Origin of the sequence: Rhodococcus zopfii NBRC 100606 = JCM 9919, from assembly GCF_001895025.1 — a bacterium.
Taxonomy (GTDB): Bacteria; Actinomycetota; Actinomycetes; order Mycobacteriales; family Mycobacteriaceae; genus Rhodococcus; species Rhodococcus zopfii.
The window spans coordinates 33,219-51,169 of sequence record NZ_BCXI01000014.1 but is presented as its reverse complement, the minus strand read 5'-3'; the positions used below and the strand labels follow the sequence as shown (position 1 = coordinate 51,169).

Here is a 17,951-nt window from a genome sequence, read left to right as displayed (position 1 = left end):
CTGGATGGTGTTCTGTTCGATCGATCGTGGACCGGAAAGGCCTGCACGTGAAGGAAAAGGGCCGGAAGGTCATCGCGACCAACCGCAAGGCACGTCACAACTACACCATCCTGGACACCTACGAGGCGGGCATCGCCCTCGTCGGAACCGAGGTCAAGAGCCTGCGCGAGGGCAAGGCATCGCTCGTCGACGCGTTCGCGACGGTCGACGACGGCGAGGTGTGGTTGCGTGGACTGCACATCCCGGAATACGGCCACGGCACCTGGACCAACCATTCGCCGCGGCGCACCCGCAAGCTGCTGCTGCATCGCCGCGAGATCGACGCGCTCGTCGGCAAGTCCCGTGAGGGCAACCAGACGCTGGTGCCGCTGTCGATGTACTTCTCCGACGGCAAGGTGAAGGTCGAACTGGCCCTGGCGAAGGGTAAGCAGGACTACGACAAGCGGCAGGACATCGCACGTCGCACCGCCGAGCGTGAGGTCACGCGGGAGCTCGGCCGGCGGGTGAAGGGCATGAGCCGCTGACCGCGGTCCTCCTCGCACTGGTCGCGGCGGTCGGCTACGGCGTCAGCGATTTCGTCGGGGGCGTCGCCTCCCGGCGTGTCGCGGCGCTGCGTTTCGTCATCGCGTCGTATCCGTTGTCGCTGCTGCTCGTGCTCGCGGTCGCTCCGCTGGTGGGCGGGGAGGTCACCGGGTCGTCGCTGGCGTGGGGCGCAGCCGCCGGGCTCGCCGGTGGGGTCGCGATCTGGTGGTTCTACCAGGCGCTCGCCGAGGGACCGATGTCGGTGGTGTCGCCGGTGACCGCGCTGCTCGTCGCAGGCATACCGGTGCTCGTCGGTCTTGTGCTGGGGGAGCGGCCGGGCCCGCTCGCGTACGTGGGTATCGCGCTCGCGCTGATCGCTGTGGTGCTGGTCAGCCGCGAATCCGACGAGAATGTCGCCGGCGGTGCCCACCCGCGGTTCACCACCCGTGTGGCCTGGCTGACGGTCGCGTCCGGCGTCACCTTCGCCCTGATGTTCGTGGCGATGCATCGGGTCCCCGAGGGAACCGGGCTGTGGCCGCTGGCGATGGCGCGGCTGACGTCGTCGCTGGTGGTGTCGGTGGTCGCGCTGGGTGCCGGGATGCTGCTGCGACCGCCGAGGCAGCTGTGGCCGTTCATCGCCGGTGTGGCGGTCCTGGACATCGTCGCCAACGGGGCGCTGATGTTCGCGTTCCAGCACGGCATGCTGTCGCTGGTCAGCGTGATCGGCGCGCTCTACCCCGCGGCGACGGTGCTGCTGGCGACGACGGTTCTCGGTGAACACGTCGGTCCGGATCGGCGGGTCGGCATGGTGCTGGCCGTCGCGGCGGTCGCGATGATCACCGTCGCGAGCTGACCTCGCTGCGCGTTAGGTTCGCGGAGTGGCCGTGCCCCTGCTGCTGGCCCGCAGGTGAATGCGTTCGCCCTGCTTGCCGAACAGGGTGAGCAGTTCGACGGGCCGGTCGTCGGCCGGGCCCAGCCAGTGCGGAATGCGGGTGTCGAACTCGGCGGCCTCGCCGGCCCTCATGGTGAGCTCGCGGTCGCCGAGGATGAACCGCAGACGCCCCGAGAGCACGTAGAACCATTCGAAACCCTCGTGCGTGCGGGGCTCGGGGAGCGCATCGTCGGGCGCGAGGATCATCTTGTAGGCCTGCAGGTTCCCGGGCTGGCGCGTCAGCGGGATGATCGTCATCGAGCCGACGGTCCGCGGTCGGGCGGTCACCCGAGGATCCTCGACCTCCGGGCCGACCAGTTCGTCGAGCGTGACCCGGTAGGCCGCGGCAACGGGAAGCAGCAGATCGAGCGTCGCCCGCCTCAGTCCCGATTCGAGGCGGGAGAGTGTGCTCACGGAGATGCCGGTGTCGTCGGACAGGTCCTGCAGCGTGATGTCGCGGTCCTGACGCAGCGCCTTCAGGCGCGGTCCGATAGCGGCAAGGCGGGCGGTGAGATCCATGGACCCAGCATGCGCCCTTGTTGCCGATACGGCAAAGAACCTTGCCGGATCCGCGCTGCGCTGGGAGGCTGTGGTCATGGATTTCGACGTGATCGTCCTCGGCGCCGGTGTCGCCGGCCTCAACGCCGCACTCGTGCTCGCGCAGGCCCGCCGGTCGGTGCTGGTCCTCGACGACGGCACCCCGCGCAATGCGTCCGCCGCCCACCTGCACGGCTATCTCGGATTCGACGGGCGACCTCCGGCAGAGCTCCTCGCGACCGGACGCGACGAGGTGCGGCGCTACGGCGGCCGCATCGAATCTGCACACGTGCGCGGCGTCCGAGCCGGCGACGGCGGATTCGTCGTCGATCATGACGGTGGAGCCGTCAGTGCACGACGGCTCCTCGTCGCGACCGGCCTGGCCGACGAACTGCCCGACATTCCCGGCCTCGCGCAACGGTGGGGCAGCACCGTCGTGCACTGCCCCTACTGCCACGGCTCGGAGGTGCAGGGCCGCCCCATCGCGGTGCTGGCGAACTCCCCCGACATGGCGGCGCACCAGGGTCTGCTGCTGCGGCAGTGGTCCGACGACGTGACGCTGCTGTGCGGCTGGGACCGCACCGAGTCGGATCTCACCGGTGAGCAGCGCGCACGGCTCGAGGCGCGCGGCGTCATGATCACCGACGGGCCGGTGCTCTCCGTTGCCGGCGACGACGACATCGAGATCACCCTGGCCGACGGCCGGGTGCTCGAGCGGGCCGCGCTGTTCGTCGGTGGGGCGCTCGCGTTCACCCCGCGCGACACGGTGCTGCGGCAAATCGGGTGCGCCCGGACCGACACCCCGGTCGGCAGTTTCGTGGCGGTCGACGCGCAGGGCGCTACGAGCGTTCCGGGTGTCCGGGCAGCCGGCAACGTCGCCGATCCGATGGCCAACCTGATCGTCAGTGCCGCGTCCGGTGCGAGTGTTGCAGCCGCACTGAACATGGATCTGGTCGAGGCCGACACGGAGGCCGCGGCGACCGTCGCTGCGCTCACCCGGCCGCTGTGAGGCGCGTCATGTGAACGCGACGGAAAATGGGAATGACAGCACCCGGATCGGGCGTTACAGTGGGTAGTCCTGCGAGAGTCGCAGGTACGTACGGGGCTGAACGGTTTCGACTGCGTACGTTCAACCAGGGGAAGCGTGTCGGTGCAGGCAAGAGACCACCGTAAGCGTCATTGCAACCAATTAAGCGCCGAGTCCACTCAGCGCGAGTACGCCCTCGCTGCCTAAGTAGCGATCGCGTCTCTGTCAGCCCGGGTTCGCTCCCGACCCGGTTCCTGGCATCGACTAGGGAGCTCTACCGTTCGACTCGGTCACGGAGTCGGGCGGGACATCAAACAGTGACTGGGATCGTCATCTCGGCTGGTTCGCGAGACCGGGAGATCCAAGTAGAGACATAGCGAACTGCACACGGAGAAGCCCTGGTGAGGCGGCGGAGGACCCGGGTTCGATTCCCGGCAGCTCCACAAGAGGCCAGGTCGGACACCTGAACAGCCATTCGGCTGGGAGGTGTTCGACCTGGCCTTCCTCGTATCCGGAAATAGGTGCGGAAATGCGCGTAACGCCCGGGACGTGGTTGTCGATTCAACTGCCGGTGGCCGTGGAGACGCGCCCCCGACACGCTCGCTGCGGCCACCGTCGCGCCCCGCTTCCCCGACCCCTGTACCCGGAGAGGCGGGGCGCACCTTTTGGTCAGAGCACCAAGAACACCACCACCAGCAGGGCGATGACCACACCGAGACCGACCGCAAGCGTGGCTCCGCCCGCCGCGCAGTCTTCCGCGAAGAGCGGTGTCTCCGAATCCCAACGCGCCTTGTCCATGCCTTCCATGAAACGGGGCGGTCAGCCTGTTTCGCAGCGTTTTCGTACCGGAACATCCTCCCATCGAAGCTGTGGCTGCTCCACACGGAGTAATGGGCCGGTGGTTCCGTCCGCCGACAGCCGGGATCAGAGGAGGAGGCAGGCGACCAGCAGAAGCGCGACGACTACCACGAGACCTATCGCGAGCGCGGCCGAGGCCGTCGCATTGTCGTCGCCGAACAACGGTTTGTCCGGATTCCATCGCGCCCTCTTCATGCATCGAGGAAACCGAACGGTCGCTCCGTCCTGCAAGATGCCGGCCCGGCCTCGTCGCCCACCGGGAACCTCCCGTCGGTGAACGGGCCGGCGGCTCCGCTCGCCGCAGCCCAACGCGGGCCGGCGGTTCACCCGCCACTCCGCCGCACGGTCCGGCGGGAGCGGGTACCGTCGCAGATTTGTGCCCATGCCCCCAGGTCCTGCCGTCCCCACCGACCGGCGAACGGTGATGTCCGTGCACGCCCGAGCGGTCGCGGTGGTCGCGGCCGGGGGAGCACTCGGCGCGGTCGCGCGCTACGGCCTGTCCACAGCGTTCCCGGGCGTCTGGACGATCGCGGTGATCAACGTCGTCGGCTCGTTGCTGCTCGGCATTCTCGCCGCGATGGTCGGGCCGGACAGGTTATGGCGGCTGTTCCTCGGCATCGGGGTGCTGGGGGGATTCACCACGTTCTCGACGTTCGCGGTCGACGCTGTCCGTAGTCCGGCACTCGCGGCGGTGTACGTGACGATCACGCTCGCCGGGGCCTTGGTCGCCGCGCGCTGCGGGATGGCCGCCGGTGAACGGTGGCACCGACGGCGGGCGGCGCGATGACCGTGCTGTTCGTCGCGCTGGGCGGCGGCGCCGGCGCCGTGGTGCGCTACCTCGCCGGCCGGCACATCCGGTCCTACCGCAGTGTTCCGCTCGCGACGCTCGCGGTGAACGTGTTCGGCTGCGCCCTGCTCGGTGTCCTGTCCGGTCCGGCCCTGTCGCCGGAGCTGTTCGCGCTGCTCGGGTCCGGCTTCTGCGGTGGACTGACCACGTATTCGACCTTCGCGGTCGAAGCCGTCGGACTCACCCGGATCCGACGGCCGCTCACCGGAATCGGTTACGTCGTCCTCAGTGTCGTCGCCGGGCTCGCCGCGGCGTGGGTCGGATACACGCTCACGGCTTGATTCGCGATCCGCCGCGCGCCCCCGGACGGCCGCGGGCAAGATGGGACACGGCTGATTGCCCGCGACGAGGAGGACCCATGGCGCACGAACGAGCAGGACAACCGGCGGCCCCCGGCGACCTCGAGGACCTCGCGCATCTGGTCACCGCCTACTACACAGTGCAGCCCGACCCGCAGGACCCGCTGCAGCAGGTCGTGTTCGGCACGTCCGGGCATCGCGGTTCCAGCCTCGACGGCGCGTTCAACGAGCAACACATCCTCGCCACCACGCAGGCGATCGTCGAATACCGTGCGGCCCAAGGCATCACCGGGCCGTTGTTCCTCGGCCGCGACACTCACGCGTTGTCCGAGCCGGCCTGGACCACCGCGCTCGAGGTGCTCGTGGCGGCCGGCGTCGAGGTCGTCGTCGACGCCCGCGACCGCTTCACTCCGACCCCCGCGGTGAGCCACGCGATCCTGCAGCACAACGCGGGCACCGGCCCTCGCGCCGACGGCATCGTGGTGACGCCCTCGCACAATCCGCCGCGCGACGGCGGTTTCAAGTACAACCCGCCGCACGGCGGGCCGGCCGACACCGACGCCACGTCCGTCATCGCGGCCCGCGCCAACGCCCTGCTCGGCGCCGGCCTCGACGGGGTACGACGGGTGACCGCCGCCCGGGCGCTCGCGACGGCCGGCCGGCACGACTTCCTCGCCGCGTACATCGACGACCTGCCGAACGTCGTCGACCTGGACGCGGTGCGCGCGGCCGGGGTGCGGATCGGCGCCGATCCGCTCGGTGGTGCCAGCGTCGACTACTGGGCCGCGATCGCCGAACGGCACCGCCTGGACCTGACCGTCGTCAATCCACTCGTCGACGCGACCTGGCGTTTCATGACACTCGATACGGACGGGAAGATCCGGATGGACTGCTCGTCACCGAACGCGATGGCGTCCCTGATCGGGGCGCGCGAGCAGTTCGACATCGCGACCGGCAACGACGCGGACGCGGATCGGCACGGCATCGTCACCCCCGACGGCGGGCTGCTCAACCCCAACCACTATCTCGCTGTCGCCATCGACTACCTCTACGGGCACCGGCCCGGCTGGCCGTCCGCGGCGAAGGTCGGCAAGACGCTGGTCAGTTCGTCGATGATCGACCGGGTCGCCGCCGGTCTCGGCCGCGACCTGCTCGAGGTACCGGTCGGGTTCAAGTGGTTCGTGCCGGGTCTGCTCGACGGCAGTCTCGGTTTCGGCGGGGAGGAGAGCGCCGGTGCGTCCTTCCTCCGCAAGGACGGTTCCGTGTGGACCACCGACAAGGACGGTATTCTGCTGGCGCTGCTGGCCTCCGAGATCACCGCGGTGACGGGGCAGAGCCCGTCGCAGCGGTACGCGGATCTGGCGGCCCGGTACGGAAGCCCCGCCTACGCGCGGGTCGACGCCCCGGCGAACCGGGCCCAGAAGGCGGTGCTCGCGAAGCTGTCCGCAGACCAGGTCGGTGCCACCGAACTGGCCGGGGAGCCGATCACCGCGACCCTGACCGAGGCGCCGGGCAACGGGGCCGCCATCGGCGGACTCAAGGTCACCACCGAAAACGCCTGGTTCGCGGCCCGGCCGTCCGGCACCGAGGACGTCTACAAGATCTACGCGGAGTCGTTCCTCGGGCCCGATCACCTGACGCAGGTGCAGGCCGCAGCCCGCGACCTCGTGTCGGGCGTGCTCGCCTGACCGCCGCCGGTCGTGGTCGTGCGCGAGGCTAACATCGGCTCATCATGCGCACACGTGACGCGGCGCTGCCGCGGGAGATCTGGGTGCTGGTCAGCGCCAGCTTCGTCATCGCCCTCGGGTTCGGACTGGTCGCCCCGGCGCTGCCGCAGTTCGCCCGCAGCTTCGACGTGGGTATCACCGCCGCGACCGTCGTCGTCTCCGCGTTCGCCGCGATGAGGTTGGCGTTCGCGCCGGCCAGCGGTGCGCTCGTGCAGAAGCTGGGGGAGCGGCCCGTCTATATCACCGGTGTGCTCATCGTCGCGTTGTCCACCGGCGCGTGCGCGTTCGCCCAGACCTACTGGCAACTGCTGGTGTTCCGCGGACTCGGCGGTATCGGCTCGACGATGTTCACCGTCTCCGCGCTGGGCCTGATCATCCGGATCGCGCCACCCGACGCGCGCGGACGTGTCTCCGGCCTGTACGCGACGAGCTTCCTGCTCGGCAACATCGGCGGGCCCCTCGTCGGCGGCGCGCTGGTCGGCTTCGGCCTGCGCGTCCCGTTCGTGATCTATGCGGTCTCGTTGCTGGTGGCCGCTGCCGTCGTCGGCATCAGCCTGCGGGGATCGGCGCTCGCCGCCCCGGCCCCGGCCGACGGCGCACCGACGCTGCGGCTGCGCGACGCACTGCGCGTGCCGGTCTTCCGCGCGGCGCTGGGATCGAACTTCGCCAACGGATGGGCGGTCTTCGGGGTGCGGGTGGCGATGATGCCGCTGTTCGTCGTCGAGGTCCTGCAGCGCGACGCTTCCCTCGCGGGCGTCGCGCTGACGGTCTTCGCGGTCGGCAACGCCCTGGTGCTCATGTCGTCGGGCCGCCTGTCCGACCGCTACGGGCGCCGGCCGTTCGTGCTGACCGGGCTGGTGGTGTGCGGCGTCGGCACAATCGGGATGGGTCTGACCGACAACGTTCCGCTGTTCTTCGTCACCTCGCTCGTCGCGGGGATCGGATCCGGTCTGCTCGGCCCACCGCAGCAGGCGGCCGTCGCCGACGTCGTGGGCAGCAAGGCGCGCGGCGGCCCGGTCCTCGCGGCGTTCCAGATGACCGCCGATGTCGGGGCGGTGATCGGCCCGGTCGTCGGCGGCCTGCTCGCGGACAACCTGTCCTACGGGGTGGCGTTCACGGTGACCGGTGTGATTCTGCTCGCCGCGGCGCTGCCGTGGGCGCTGCTCGCGCGCACCGCACCGCTCGGTGCGGTCACCGAGCCGGCGGTGACCGACGACATACGCCGCTGAGCTCACGCTCGGTATTCTCGACGGGGTGTGGATTCGCATCGTCAGCCTGATCGCCCGGCTCGGTTTGGCCGCCGTCTGGCTGGTCTCCGGATGGATCAAGTTCTCCGACCCCACCCAGACGATCGTCGCCGTCCGGGCCTACCAGCTGCTGCCGGAGGTCTTCGTGCGACCGGTCGCGGCCGGGTTGCCCGTTCTCGAACTCGTGCTGGGTCTGCTGCTGCTGATCGGAATGGCGGTGCGTCCGGTCGCGGCGGTCAGCGCCGCCGTGCTGGTCACCCTGATCGTCGCGATCGTGTCGGCGTGGTCGCGTGGCCTGTCCATCGACTGCGGTTGCTTCGGTGGCGGCGGTCTCGCGGAGGTCGACGACTGGGACTATGCCCGGGAAATCCTGCGCGACCTCGGGTTCCTGGCGCTCTCCGCCTGGCTGATCGTGTTCCCGCGCAGTCCCGCGGCGCTGGGGGCTCGGTCGCGCCCGGCGTCCTCAGCTATCGCTCAGCCCTCGATGGCAGAGTGAGATCCCGTCAGCAATCCCCGAGCAGCGAAGGGTAGAACCGTGAGCGCGAAGAAGGTCAAGCCGGTCAAGTACACACCGGAGCCGACGTCGAGCAGGTCCACATTCATCTTCGGTGGCCTCGCCCTCCTCGTCATCGCCGCGCTCGTCATCGGTGGTGTCCTGTGGCAGTCCAACAGTGGCAAGGCCCGCAACGAAGGCTACGGCGGTGTGCAGAACGCGGCGGTGCAGGTGACGGTCGAGGACGGAGGCGCGGTGCTGCTCGGACAGCCCGCCGCGGCGACCACCATCGACCTGTTCGAAGACCCGATGTGCCCCTACTGCGGGGAACTCGAGCACAAGCACGGCCAGGAACTGGCCCAGGCGATCGACGACGGCAGGGTCGCGGTGCGCTACCACATGCTCGCGTTCCTCGATCAGCTCTCCGCCAGCGGTGACTACTCGACCCGCGCGGTCGCGGCCTCGCAGTGTGTCGCAGTGACCGGTGATGCCGTCGCATACTCGGCGTTCCACACGGCGCTGATGTCGCCGGAGAACCAGCCCGCCGAGCGCGGCGACAGCGACCACACCAACGAGGATCTGGCGCAGATGGCCCGCGACGCCGGCGCCTCCGACGAGGCAGCGGCGTGCATCACCGACGGTTCGCAGATCGAGCAGGCCCGCGTCGATGCGGAGGCGGGCCGGCAGCTGCTCGCCACCACCGGCGCGACCGGTACCCCCGCCGTCGTTCACAACGGCACCGTCATCGACACCTTCGGTAACGAGAACTGGGTCGCCGAACTCGGCTGAGCACGGGCGGTGATGCCGGGAGGCGATCCCGGCATCACCGCACTGACCAGCCGATTTGTTGACGCCGAGCGCGATGGTGTAGCTTTCTTTCAGCGCAAGGGGCTCGCCCCGGACGCGAACGAGGAACTGAATACGGGGCTATGGCGCAGCTGGTAGCGCACCACACTGGCAGTGTGGGGGTCAGGGGTTCGAGTCCCCTTAGCTCCACTTCCGACTACAGGCGAGAGTTCACACTCTCGCCTGTAGTCTTGACAAGAGGTACTCGTCCCTGCTCCGCAGGCCGAGGATCACAGTTTCGGGTATCACAGTTTCACAAGGGGCTATGGCGCAGCTGGTAGCGCACCACACTGGCAGTGTGGGGGTCAGGGGTTCGAGTCCCCTTAGCTCCACAGAAGTCCGCGGGCCGCGTGTCTCAACGCCGATCGTCGTACAGCCGGTCGATCGCCTTCGCGAACCGCTCGAGGATCCGCGCGCGCTGCGGGACCCCGGTCCCGTCCCGGTCGTCGTCGCCGAGTGGCCGGTCGACGATTGCGACGCGCCGGATACGCTCCCATCGGTTCAGCTCGCTGTTGAGTTGCTCGACGGCCGATTGCACATCGGCATCGTCTCCGCCGGGAAAGACCAGGCCGACGCAGTGCGAGCGTCCCTCGCCGGCCACCACGATTTCCGCGCCGGGGCACAACGCGCGGAACCGGGCGGCGATTGCGTTGGGCGCCACGTACTTTCCGGTGGTTGTCTTGAACACGTCCTTCTTGCGACCGCACATCGAGACGAAGCCGTCCGCGTCGATCGTCGCGCAGTCGCCGGTGTGGAACCAGCCGTGGTCGAGCGCGGTCGCGGTCGCGGCCGGGTCGGCGTGATAGCCCGTCATCACGGCGGGACTGCGGATGAGCAGCTCGCCGTCGTCGGCGACCCGGATCTCGGTGCCGGGCAACGGGAGGCCGACCGACCCGGGATTGTGCGCGTCGGGGCGGTTGACGCATGCGGGCCCCGCGGTCTCGGTGATGCCGTAACCCTCGAACACCGAGACACCGAGGTTGTCGAATCGATCCGCGAGAACGCGGGCCAGGCGTGCCGAGCCCGAAATGAGAAACCGCAGCCTGCCGCCGAGCGCTGCCGGATCGGCCGCGGCCGCGACGCCGATCTTCTCGAGCACGTGCGGCACGGAACCGAGGAAGGTCGGCCGCACCGACCGCAGGTTCTCCACCACCCGGTCGGCCCGGCCGTCGACCGCGGTCGGCAGGCCCACACGCACCGCGGCGAACAGCAACCCGCGGCCGAACACGTGCGACAGCGGAAGCCACAGCAACTGCACGTCTCGCGGGCCGATCATGCCCAACTCCGCCATCGCCCGCGCCACGTATGCCACCGCGCCGTGCGACAGGGTCGCACCCTTCGCGGTTCCGTCGTCGCGCGCGGTGTAGATCAGGCATGCGGGCGAGTCGGGGGTCACCTCCGCGATCCGAGACTCGACCGCGTCCGGTTCGGTGGCGAGCAGACGGTCGCCGTCGGCGGCGAGATCGGCGAGCCCGTCGAGGTGCAACGCCTGGTCGTTCGCTCCCCGGTCGGTGACGGTCAGGACCGCGTCGCAGTGCCGCACCAGCCGAGCGACCTCCTCGTCGCGGGTCGGTGCATACATGGGCACGGAGACCGCGCCCGCGCACGCGACCGCGAAATCGGCGAGGATCGCCCGATAGCCGGTGGCCGCGCGGATCGCGACCCGGGCGCCGGGGGCGACCCCCCGCGCGATGAGCCCGGCCGCGAGCGTCGTGACGCGCGAGCCGACCTCCGACCATGTCACGCTCGCCCAGCCGTCGGTGTCCGGGAAGCGGTAGGCCTCGCCGTCGGGGGTGTACGCAACCCGATCGAACAGCAGGCGCGGCACGGTGTCGGGCGCCGCGTCGTCGCGTGCTGCGGACACCATGTTCACCTCCGGTTCCCTGATTCGAAATCGTAGTCGCCGCTGGGCCGTGGAGCGCGGACCGTCTCGGGCAGGGGTCGGAAGCACCGCCCCGATATCGTGGGGAGGTGAGCACGACGAACCCCGAGTCCGGCCCGCTGATCACCGCACTGCGCGACGTGCTCGTCGGTCCGCTCACCGACATCGGTCAGCGTTTCTCGGCGCTGCTCACCGACCTCGTCCCGCACGATGCGCTCGTCGTCTTCACCCGCGAATGCACGGGGCGCCCGCGGAAGGTCGCCGGTGATGCGACCGTCGTGAACCGGGTCACGATCGCCGAACTCGACCGTGTCCGAGGCGAACTCACCGCAGGCCAGATCAGGCGCGGTCCCGCCGTGATCGGCGGCCGCACCAGGGAAGTGTGCGCGATCCTCGATCGCACCGACACCCTGCTCGTGCTGGTGCCGCGCGGATCGTGGCCGACGACGCAACGATTCGAGCTGGTCCGGGCACTGTTCACCGTCGTTGCGACCGGAATCCAGCTCCAGGTTCAGGGTGCGAGCCCGGCGTATCTCGCCGAGTCGCGGGCGGCGTCCACCGAACGGGCCCGCACCGTCGCCGAACTGACCGAGGCGCACGCCGTGACCCTCGAGACGATCCTCGCGACTCTCCGGTCGAGGGACCTCGACGACAGCCGCGCTCGCACGACCGCGCGGGAGACGGCGACGAGCGCGCTGATCGGTTTGCGGTCGGCGGTGGATCGTCACCGTGACTTCGCGGAGGAGGCGATGACCACCGCGTTCGCCCGGATGCACGGGGAACTGCGCGGCCTGGTCCGGCACCGGGCGCTGACCCTGGAGATGGTCGAGCCGTCGGCGGCCGGCCGGGGGATGCCCGGTGAGGTCGCGCACGCGGCGCGGGCCGTCGCGCGCGGGGCGGTGCTCGCGCTGGCGGAGCAACGGGGAGTGACGCGGATCCGGGTCGCGTGGCACTGCGACGGCGAGAATCTGCACATCGATATCCGTGACGACGGAGACGGGGAGCTCGACGCTGCCGAACTCGGCCGTCAGCTCCGTGATCGCGTCGAAACCCTCGGTGGCGGACTCGAATCCGAGTCGACGACAGGCTGGGGTTGCCGGGTCGCGGCGCGGCTGCCGCTGGATCTGTCGGTGCCGTCCCCGGGTGGTCCGGCCCTCGATGCGCTCGCCGAACTCGGTCCCCGCGAGGTCGAGGTGCTCGAACATCTGGTGGCGGGCCGGCGGAACAGGGCGATCGCCGAACGGCTCGGCGTCAGCGAATCCACCGTCAAGTTCCACGTGGCGAGCGTGCTCAGGAAACTCGGCGCCGGCAGTCGTGGCGAGGCCGCGGCGATCGGCGCGGAAGCCGGGATCAAGGCCGCTGTGTAGTCCCGTCCCGGACGTCAGCGGTGCAGCGCCGCCCACCGGTGGGCGCGGCTCGCCGCATTGGTGCGGGACCGGCGTTCGGTTTCGGACAGTCCACCCCACACGCCATAGGGTTCGCCGACCGACAGGGCGTGGTCGCGGCAGAGCTCGAGGACGGGGCATCCGGCGCAGACGAGTTTCGCGCGCAGTTCGCGCTGTTCGCGGGCGTGGCCGCGTTCCCCGTCGGGGTGGAAGAACGCCGACGACGCGAATCCGCGGCAGGCTGCGTCGCGCTGCCAGTCCCAGACGTCGGCGTGGGGGCGGGGGAGGGTCACCGTGTTGACGATCGACATTGCACTCCTCGGGCAGGCCAGGGTGGGGGCGAATCCGACGCTAGCCGAACTTAGAACTGCACACAACGCCACTTCTGTCTTTTCAAGAACAAAGTTTTCGATCTGGTCTTTCGGGTAGGTAGATCAGGCCGTTCGATCAGGTACGGGCGCAGTCCCCGTCTGGATACGGTGTGCACATATCGCGATATCGCCATCGATCCACAGCAGAAGGAGACCGTCATGCCGCAGACAGTCCGGGGCGTCGTTGCCCGCGCGAAGGGTGCGCCCGTCGAGGTCGTGCCCATCGTGATCCCGGATCCGGGACCGGGCGAGGTCGTCGTCGCGATCGCCGCGTGCGGCGTCTGCCACACCGACCTGCACTACCGCGAAGGCGGCATCAACGACGAATTCCCGTTCCTGCTCGGACACGAGGCCGCCGGTGTCGTCGAATCGGTCGGTGCGGGCGTCGACTCCGTCGCGGTCGGCGACTTCGTTGTGCTGAACTGGCGCGCGGTGTGCGGGCAGTGTCGTGCCTGCAAGCGCGGCGAGCCGCAGTACTGCTTCGACACATTCAACGCGACGCAGAAGATGACCCTCGAAGACGGAACCGAGCTGAGCCCGGCCCTGGGAATCGGTGCGTTCGCCGACAAGACCCTCGTCCACGCCGGCCAGTGCACCAAGGTCGATCCCACCGCGGACCCCGCCGTCGTCGGCCTGCTCGGCTGCGGCGTGATGGCCGGACTCGGTGCGGCCGTGAACACCGGCGGTGTCACGCGCGGCGACTCGGTCGCGGTCATCGGCTGCGGCGGCGTCGGCGACGCCGCGATCATGGGTGCGCGCCTGGCCGGGGCCGGCACGATCATCGCCGTCGACCGCGACGACAAGAAGCTCGAGTGGGCCACCGACCTCGGGGCGACCCACACGATCAACAGCGCCGAGGTCGACGCCGTCGAGGCGATCCAGGAACTGACCGGCGGATTCGGAGCCGATGTCGTCATCGACGCCGTCGGCCGGCCGGAAACCTGGAAGCAGGCGTTCTACGCCCGCGACCTGGCCGGCACCGTCGTCCTCGTCGGTGTCCCCACCCCGGACATGACCCTCGAGATGCCGCTGATCGACTTCTTTTCCCGCGGCGGGTCGCTCAAGTCCTCGTGGTACGGCGACTGCCTGCCCGAGCGGGACTTCCCGACCTACGTCGATCTGTATCAGCAGGGCCGTCTGCCGCTCGAGAAGTTCGTCACCGAACGCATCGGCATCGACGACGTCGAGAAGGCCTTCGAGACCATGCACCGCGGTGAGGTGCTGCGTTCGGTGGTGGTCCTGTGAGCATCTCGCCGATCCGCGTCGATCGGGTCGTCACCAGCGGAACGTTCGCGCTCGACGGCGGCGAATGGGAGGTCGACAACAACATCTGGCTCGTCGGCAACGACGACGAGGTCGTGATCATCGACGCCGCGCACACCGCGGCGCCGATCATCGACGCGGTCGGCGGCCGCAAGGTCGTGGCGATCGTGTGCACCCACGCGCACAACGACCACATCACCGTGGCCCCGGAACTGTCCGAGAAGCTCGACGCCCCGATCCTGCTCAACCCGGCCGACGACATGCTGTGGGAGATGACCCACCCGGGTGTCGCGCACGGCACGATCGAGGACGGCCAGCGGATCGCGGTGGCCGGCACCGAGATGCAGGCGATCGCGACGCCGGGGCACTCGCCCGGTTCCACGTGTCTGTATCTGCCGGAGGCCGGCGAGCTGTTCACCGGCGACACCCTGTTCTCCGGCGGCCCGGGTGCGACCGGCCGGTCGTTCTCGGACTTTCCGACGATCATCGGTTCCATCCGCGACAAGCTGTTCACGTTGCCCGCCGAGACCACGGTGCGCACCGGCCACGGTGACGGCACCACGATCGGCACGGAATTCCCGCATCTCGAGGAATGGATCCGCGCCGGATCCTGACCCCACTGCGGTGCCTGCCGGGTTGCCCGCGCAACCCGGCGGGCACACCGCCGTATGATGCCGTGGTGGATGATGAGACCCTGCCGCCGTGCCCCGAATGTTCCAGCGCCTACACCTACGAGTTGGGTTCGTTGCTCGTATGCCCGGAGTGCGCCCACGAGTGGTCCCCGGAAACCGCGCCGTCGGAGGGCCTCGCCGACGGCGTGATCCGGGACGCGGTCGGCAATGCGCTGGCCGACGGTGACACCGTCACCGTGATCAAGTCGCTCAAGGTCAAGGGCAGCGCCGTGGGTATCAAAGCGGGCACCAAGGTCCGCAACATTCGCCTCGTCGACGGCGTGGACGGACACGATATCGACTGCAAGATCGACGGATTCGGTCCCATGCAGCTCAAGTCGAGTGTCGTCAGGAAGGCCTGACCGACACGTCACCCCCTGTGGGCGCACGTATGATGCCCGGATGAACGCGACGTCGACGCCGGAGGACTGACACAGCCATGTCGAGCACGCGGATCCCGGTCGTGATCGTCGCCGGCTTCCTCGGGTCCGGGAAGACGACTCTGCTCAACCATCTGCTGCGCAACACGCGCGGCGCGCGGATCGGGGTGATCGTCAACGATTTCGGGTCGGTCAACATCGACTCGATGATGGTCGCGGGGCAGGTCGACTCGATGGTCTCGCTCAGCAACGGCTGCCTGTGCTGCGCGGTCGATGTCAGCGACATGGATACGATGCTCGACAAGCTCGCGCACCGGTCCTCGGATCTCGATGTCATCGTCGTCGAGGCGAGTGGTCTGGCCGAGCCGCGCAACATGATCCGGCTCGTCACCGGCTCGGCGAACGAGTACATCACGTACGGAGGGCTGGTTCTCGTCATCGACGCCGTCGAGTTCGACGACGCCTGCGCCCGTCACCCCGAGCTGGAACAGCACGTCGCCCTCGCAGATCTGTTGCTGCTCAACAAGATCGATCGCATCGACGCAGACGTGCACGACGATCTGCTCGGGCGGCTGTGCGCGCTGAATCGACGCGCAGCGGTCGTCTCCACCGAGCACTCCCGCATGGACCCCGGCCTGCTGTTCGACATCCCGGACCGGCCGGAACCGCAACCGGGGGAGCAGTTGACCCTCGATCGGCTGCTGTACGACGACGAGCACGACTGCGACCACGGGCATCTGCACGACGGATACGATGCCGTCACGTTCGCAGCGGCCAAGCCGCTGCACCCGCGACTGTTCGTGGATTTCCTCGAGACGCAACCCGCCGGAGTGTTCCGCATCAAGGGATACGTGCACGTGGCCGCTGGTCTGCGCAGCCGCGCCTATCTGGTGCACACCGTCGGCGACCACATCCGGTTCGAGCCGGCCCGCCGCGGCGAGGCACCCGCGACCACCGAACTCGTCGTGATCGGCGCCGACCTCGACACCGAAGCGGTGCGCGAGCGGCTGGAGGGGTGCATACCGACGGAACCGGTGTCGGCGGACGCGATGTACGCCGTCCACCGGTTCACGTCACGTTGACATCCGTCAGCGAAAAGAACTACCGCGCGGGGGAATTTCGCTGCAGACGGCGACGGCGACCCGCCGCGCCCTGACCGGAACCGCCCTGACCGGACCGGGTCTGACCGGCCGCGCCACCCTGCCGCGCTCCGCTGCCCTGCCGCGACGCGGCACCCTGGCGGGTCCCGCCGCCCTGACGTGCGCCCCCACCCTGACGGGAACCCTCGCCCTGACGTGCGCCCCCGCGACGCCCCTGGTCGCCCGACCGCTGCGGCCGCGACGGTGCCGCAGCTGCCTTCGGGGCCGGCGGAACGTGCGGTGCGACCTCGCCGACGAGCTTCAGCACATGCTCCGAGTCCGCGGTCACACGGATCGGCGACACGGTGATCGCGGCCTTGCGCATGATGACCTGAAGATCCTTGCGCTGATCCGGCAGCACCACCGTCACCACGTCGCCGGTGCTGCCGGCGCGCGCGGTACGGCCGGACCGGTGCAGATATGCCTTGTGCTCGGCCGGCGGATCGACGTGCACGACCAGCTCGACGTCGTCGACGTGCACGCCGCGCGCCGCAACGTCCGTCGCTACCAGCACGCGCGCCTCGCCCGACGCGAACGCCGCGAGGTTCCGGTCGCGGGCGTTCTGTGACAGGTTGCCGTGCAGATCGACGGCCGGGATCCCCGATTCGGTGAGCTGACGGGCCAGCTTCCGGGCCTGATGCTTGGTGCGCATGAACAGGATCCGGCGGCCCGTGCCCGACGCGAGGGTTCGCACCAGCGCCTTCTTCGAGTCGACGCTGTCGACGTCGAACACGTGGTGGGTCATCGCGGCGACCGGCGAGTGCGCTTCGTCGACCGAGTGCATCACCGGGTTGTGCAGGAAGCGCTTGACGAGCTTGTCCACACCGTTGTCGAGGGTCGCGGAGAACAACAGCCGCTGACCGCTCTGCGGGGTTGCGTTGAGGATCCGGGTGACACCGGGCAGGAACCCGAGATCGGCCATGTGGTCGGCCTCGTCGAGCACGGTGATCTCGACGGCGTCGAGCGAGACGAAGCCCTGACGCATCAGATCCTCGAGACGACCCGGGCACGCGATGACGATGTCGACACCGCGACGCAGCGCCTCGACCTGACGGCTCTGGGACACGCCACCGAAGATCGTCGTGACGCGCAGGCCGGTGGTGTGCGCGAGCGGCTCGACGGTCGCGGCGATCTGGGTGGCCAGCTCGCGGGTCGGAGCCAGCACCAGACCGCGCGGGCGGCCCGCGGCGCGCGTCGAACCGCCGGCGAGGCGGGCGGTCATCGGAATCGAGAACGCGAGGGTCTTGCCGCTGCCGGTGCGGCCACGACCGAGGACGTCGCGTCCGGCGAGGGTGTCCGGGAGGGTGTCGACCTGGATCGGGAACGGTGCGGTGATCCCGTTGTCGCCGAGGGTCGCGACGAGGGTCCGCGGGACACCGAGATCGGAAAAGGAGATGGTCAAGGTACGGCGCTGCCTTTCATTGCGGCGTGTGTGCACGCGACCGGAAGGTCCGGTGGTGCGGTGGATCGCCGCGAGGAAGGCCGATGCTGCTTGCGTGCGGGCCGGGCACGATCCCGGGCCGCCG

Annotated in this window: 20 protein-coding genes, 2 tRNA genes and 1 other RNA gene; 17 read left to right on the top strand and 6 right to left on the bottom strand. The window is 69.5% G+C overall.

What is annotated here, in order from left to right; translation table 11 throughout:
• Positions 1-47: 47 nt before the first annotated feature.
• Positions 48-524: an SsrA-binding protein SmpB gene (smpB, locus tag RZ1_RS10210; protein WP_072811701.1), complete on the top strand. Its 477-nt coding sequence runs from the start codon at positions 48-50 to the stop codon at positions 522-524.
• Positions 521-1,375 (top strand): EamA family transporter, encoded by an 855-nt coding sequence (locus tag RZ1_RS10205; protein WP_072811479.1) that lies wholly within the window; start codon positions 521-523, stop codon positions 1,373-1,375. The genes smpB and RZ1_RS10205 overlap by 4 nt, the downstream gene beginning before the upstream one ends.
• 12 nt (positions 1,376-1,387) lie before the next feature.
• Here RZ1_RS10205 and RZ1_RS10200 read toward each other — a convergent pair whose 3' ends face one another.
• A complete protein-coding gene (locus tag RZ1_RS10200; protein WP_072811478.1) occupies positions 1,388-1,972 on the bottom strand; it encodes a helix-turn-helix domain-containing protein in 585 nt (194 codons plus the stop codon).
• On the opposite strand from RZ1_RS10200, the gene RZ1_RS10195 reads away from it, so the two are divergent.
• Both RZ1_RS10195 and ssrA read left to right on the top strand, forming a co-directional pair.
• Positions 1,971-2,999, top strand: a complete 1,029-nt coding sequence (locus RZ1_RS10195) for an NAD(P)/FAD-dependent oxidoreductase (protein WP_238072170.1) — start codon at positions 1,971-1,973, stop codon at positions 2,997-2,999. The two genes, RZ1_RS10200 and RZ1_RS10195, sit on opposite strands and share 2 nt — an antisense overlap.
• A 92-nt stretch (positions 3,000-3,091) precedes the next feature.
• Positions 3,092-3,463: a transfer-messenger RNA gene (ssrA, locus tag RZ1_RS10190) on the top strand.
• Between the two features lie 223 nt (positions 3,464-3,686).
• Here the strand turns inward: ssrA and RZ1_RS31660 are convergent.
• Both RZ1_RS31660 and RZ1_RS31655 read right to left on the bottom strand, forming a co-directional pair.
• Complete coding sequence (locus RZ1_RS31660; RefSeq protein ID WP_280522819.1) at positions 3,687-3,815, bottom strand: hypothetical protein; 129 nt, start codon at positions 3,813-3,815, stop codon at positions 3,687-3,689.
• A gap of 126 nt (positions 3,816-3,941) precedes the next feature.
• Entirely contained in the window at positions 3,942-4,070 is a 129-nt protein-coding gene (locus RZ1_RS31655; RefSeq protein ID WP_280522818.1) for a hypothetical protein, read from the bottom strand.
• A gap of 229 nt (positions 4,071-4,299) precedes the next feature.
• Between RZ1_RS31655 and RZ1_RS10185 the strand changes: the two genes are divergently transcribed.
• From RZ1_RS10185 to RZ1_RS10150, 8 genes are all read left to right on the top strand, one after another.
• Positions 4,300-4,662: a fluoride efflux transporter FluC gene (locus RZ1_RS10185; protein ID WP_072811476.1), complete on the top strand. Its 363-nt coding sequence runs from the start codon at positions 4,300-4,302 to the stop codon at positions 4,660-4,662.
• Positions 4,659-5,003, top strand: a complete 345-nt coding sequence (crcB, locus tag RZ1_RS10180) for a fluoride efflux transporter CrcB (protein ID WP_072811699.1) — start codon at positions 4,659-4,661, stop codon at positions 5,001-5,003. Before RZ1_RS10185 ends, crcB begins: the two co-directional genes overlap by 4 nt.
• 77 nt (positions 5,004-5,080) lie before the next feature.
• Positions 5,081-6,709, top strand: a complete 1,629-nt coding sequence (gene pgm, locus RZ1_RS10175) for a phosphoglucomutase (alpha-D-glucose-1,6-bisphosphate-dependent) (protein WP_072811474.1) — start codon at positions 5,081-5,083, stop codon at positions 6,707-6,709.
• 44 nt (positions 6,710-6,753) lie between these two features.
• Positions 6,754-7,977 carry an MFS transporter gene (locus RZ1_RS10170; RefSeq protein WP_072811473.1) on the top strand — a complete coding sequence of 408 codons (1,224 nt, stop codon included), beginning with the start codon at positions 6,754-6,756 and terminating at the stop codon, positions 7,975-7,977.
• A gap of 25 nt (positions 7,978-8,002) precedes the next feature.
• Positions 8,003-8,491: a MauE/DoxX family redox-associated membrane protein gene (locus RZ1_RS10165; protein WP_072811471.1), complete on the top strand. Its 489-nt coding sequence runs from the start codon at positions 8,003-8,005 to the stop codon at positions 8,489-8,491.
• Positions 8,492-8,530: 39 nt separating this feature from the next.
• The gene (locus tag RZ1_RS10160) at positions 8,531-9,277 is read left to right on the top strand and encodes a DsbA family protein (protein WP_072811469.1); all 747 of its coding nucleotides are present in this window, start codon (positions 8,531-8,533) and stop codon (positions 9,275-9,277) included.
• Positions 9,278-9,411: 134 nt separating this feature from the next.
• Positions 9,412-9,484 (top strand) — tRNA-Ala (locus RZ1_RS10155).
• Between the two features lie 109 nt (positions 9,485-9,593).
• Positions 9,594-9,666 (top strand) — tRNA-Ala (locus RZ1_RS10150).
• Between the two features lie 23 nt (positions 9,667-9,689).
• Here RZ1_RS10150 and RZ1_RS10145 read toward each other — a convergent pair.
• Complete coding sequence (locus RZ1_RS10145; protein ID WP_072811697.1) at positions 9,690-11,201, bottom strand: AMP-dependent synthetase/ligase; 1,512 nt, start codon at positions 11,199-11,201, stop codon at positions 9,690-9,692.
• Positions 11,202-11,305: 104 nt separating this feature from the next.
• On the opposite strand from RZ1_RS10145, the gene RZ1_RS10140 reads away from it, so the two are divergent.
• Entirely contained in the window at positions 11,306-12,583 is a 1,278-nt protein-coding gene (locus RZ1_RS10140; protein ID WP_072811467.1) for a helix-turn-helix transcriptional regulator, read from the top strand.
• Positions 12,584-12,597: 14 nt separating this feature from the next.
• Here RZ1_RS10140 and RZ1_RS10135 read toward each other — a convergent pair whose 3' ends face one another.
• Entirely contained in the window at positions 12,598-12,912 is a 315-nt protein-coding gene (locus RZ1_RS10135) for a WhiB family transcriptional regulator (protein WP_072811465.1), read from the bottom strand.
• A 219-nt stretch (positions 12,913-13,131) separates the two neighbouring features.
• On the opposite strand from RZ1_RS10135, the gene RZ1_RS10130 reads away from it, so the two are divergent.
• The 4 genes from RZ1_RS10130 to RZ1_RS10115 all read left to right on the top strand — a co-directional run bounded on the left by RZ1_RS10130 (position 13,132) and on the right by RZ1_RS10115 (position 16,368).
• Positions 13,132-14,217, top strand: coding sequence for an S-(hydroxymethyl)mycothiol dehydrogenase (locus RZ1_RS10130; RefSeq protein ID WP_072811695.1), 1,086 nt, complete (start codon positions 13,132-13,134; stop codon positions 14,215-14,217).
• Positions 14,214-14,849 carry an MBL fold metallo-hydrolase gene (locus RZ1_RS10125; protein ID WP_072811463.1) on the top strand — a complete coding sequence of 212 codons (636 nt, stop codon included), beginning with the start codon at positions 14,214-14,216 and terminating at the stop codon, positions 14,847-14,849. Before RZ1_RS10130 ends, RZ1_RS10125 begins: the two co-directional genes overlap by 4 nt.
• Positions 14,850-14,914: 65 nt before the next feature.
• On the top strand, positions 14,915-15,268 hold the full coding sequence (locus tag RZ1_RS10120) for a zinc ribbon domain-containing protein YjdM (protein ID WP_072811693.1): 354 nt from the start codon (positions 14,915-14,917) through the stop codon (positions 15,266-15,268).
• 77 nt (positions 15,269-15,345) lie between these two features.
• Entirely contained in the window at positions 15,346-16,368 is a 1,023-nt protein-coding gene (locus RZ1_RS10115) for a CobW family GTP-binding protein (RefSeq protein ID WP_072811461.1), read from the top strand.
• A 19-nt stretch (positions 16,369-16,387) separates the two neighbouring features.
• Here the strand turns inward: RZ1_RS10115 and RZ1_RS10110 are convergent, their stop codons facing one another.
• Complete coding sequence (locus tag RZ1_RS10110; RefSeq protein WP_072811459.1) at positions 16,388-17,827, bottom strand: DEAD/DEAH box helicase; 1,440 nt, start codon at positions 17,825-17,827, stop codon at positions 16,388-16,390.
• Positions 17,828-17,951 lie beyond the last annotated feature (124 nt).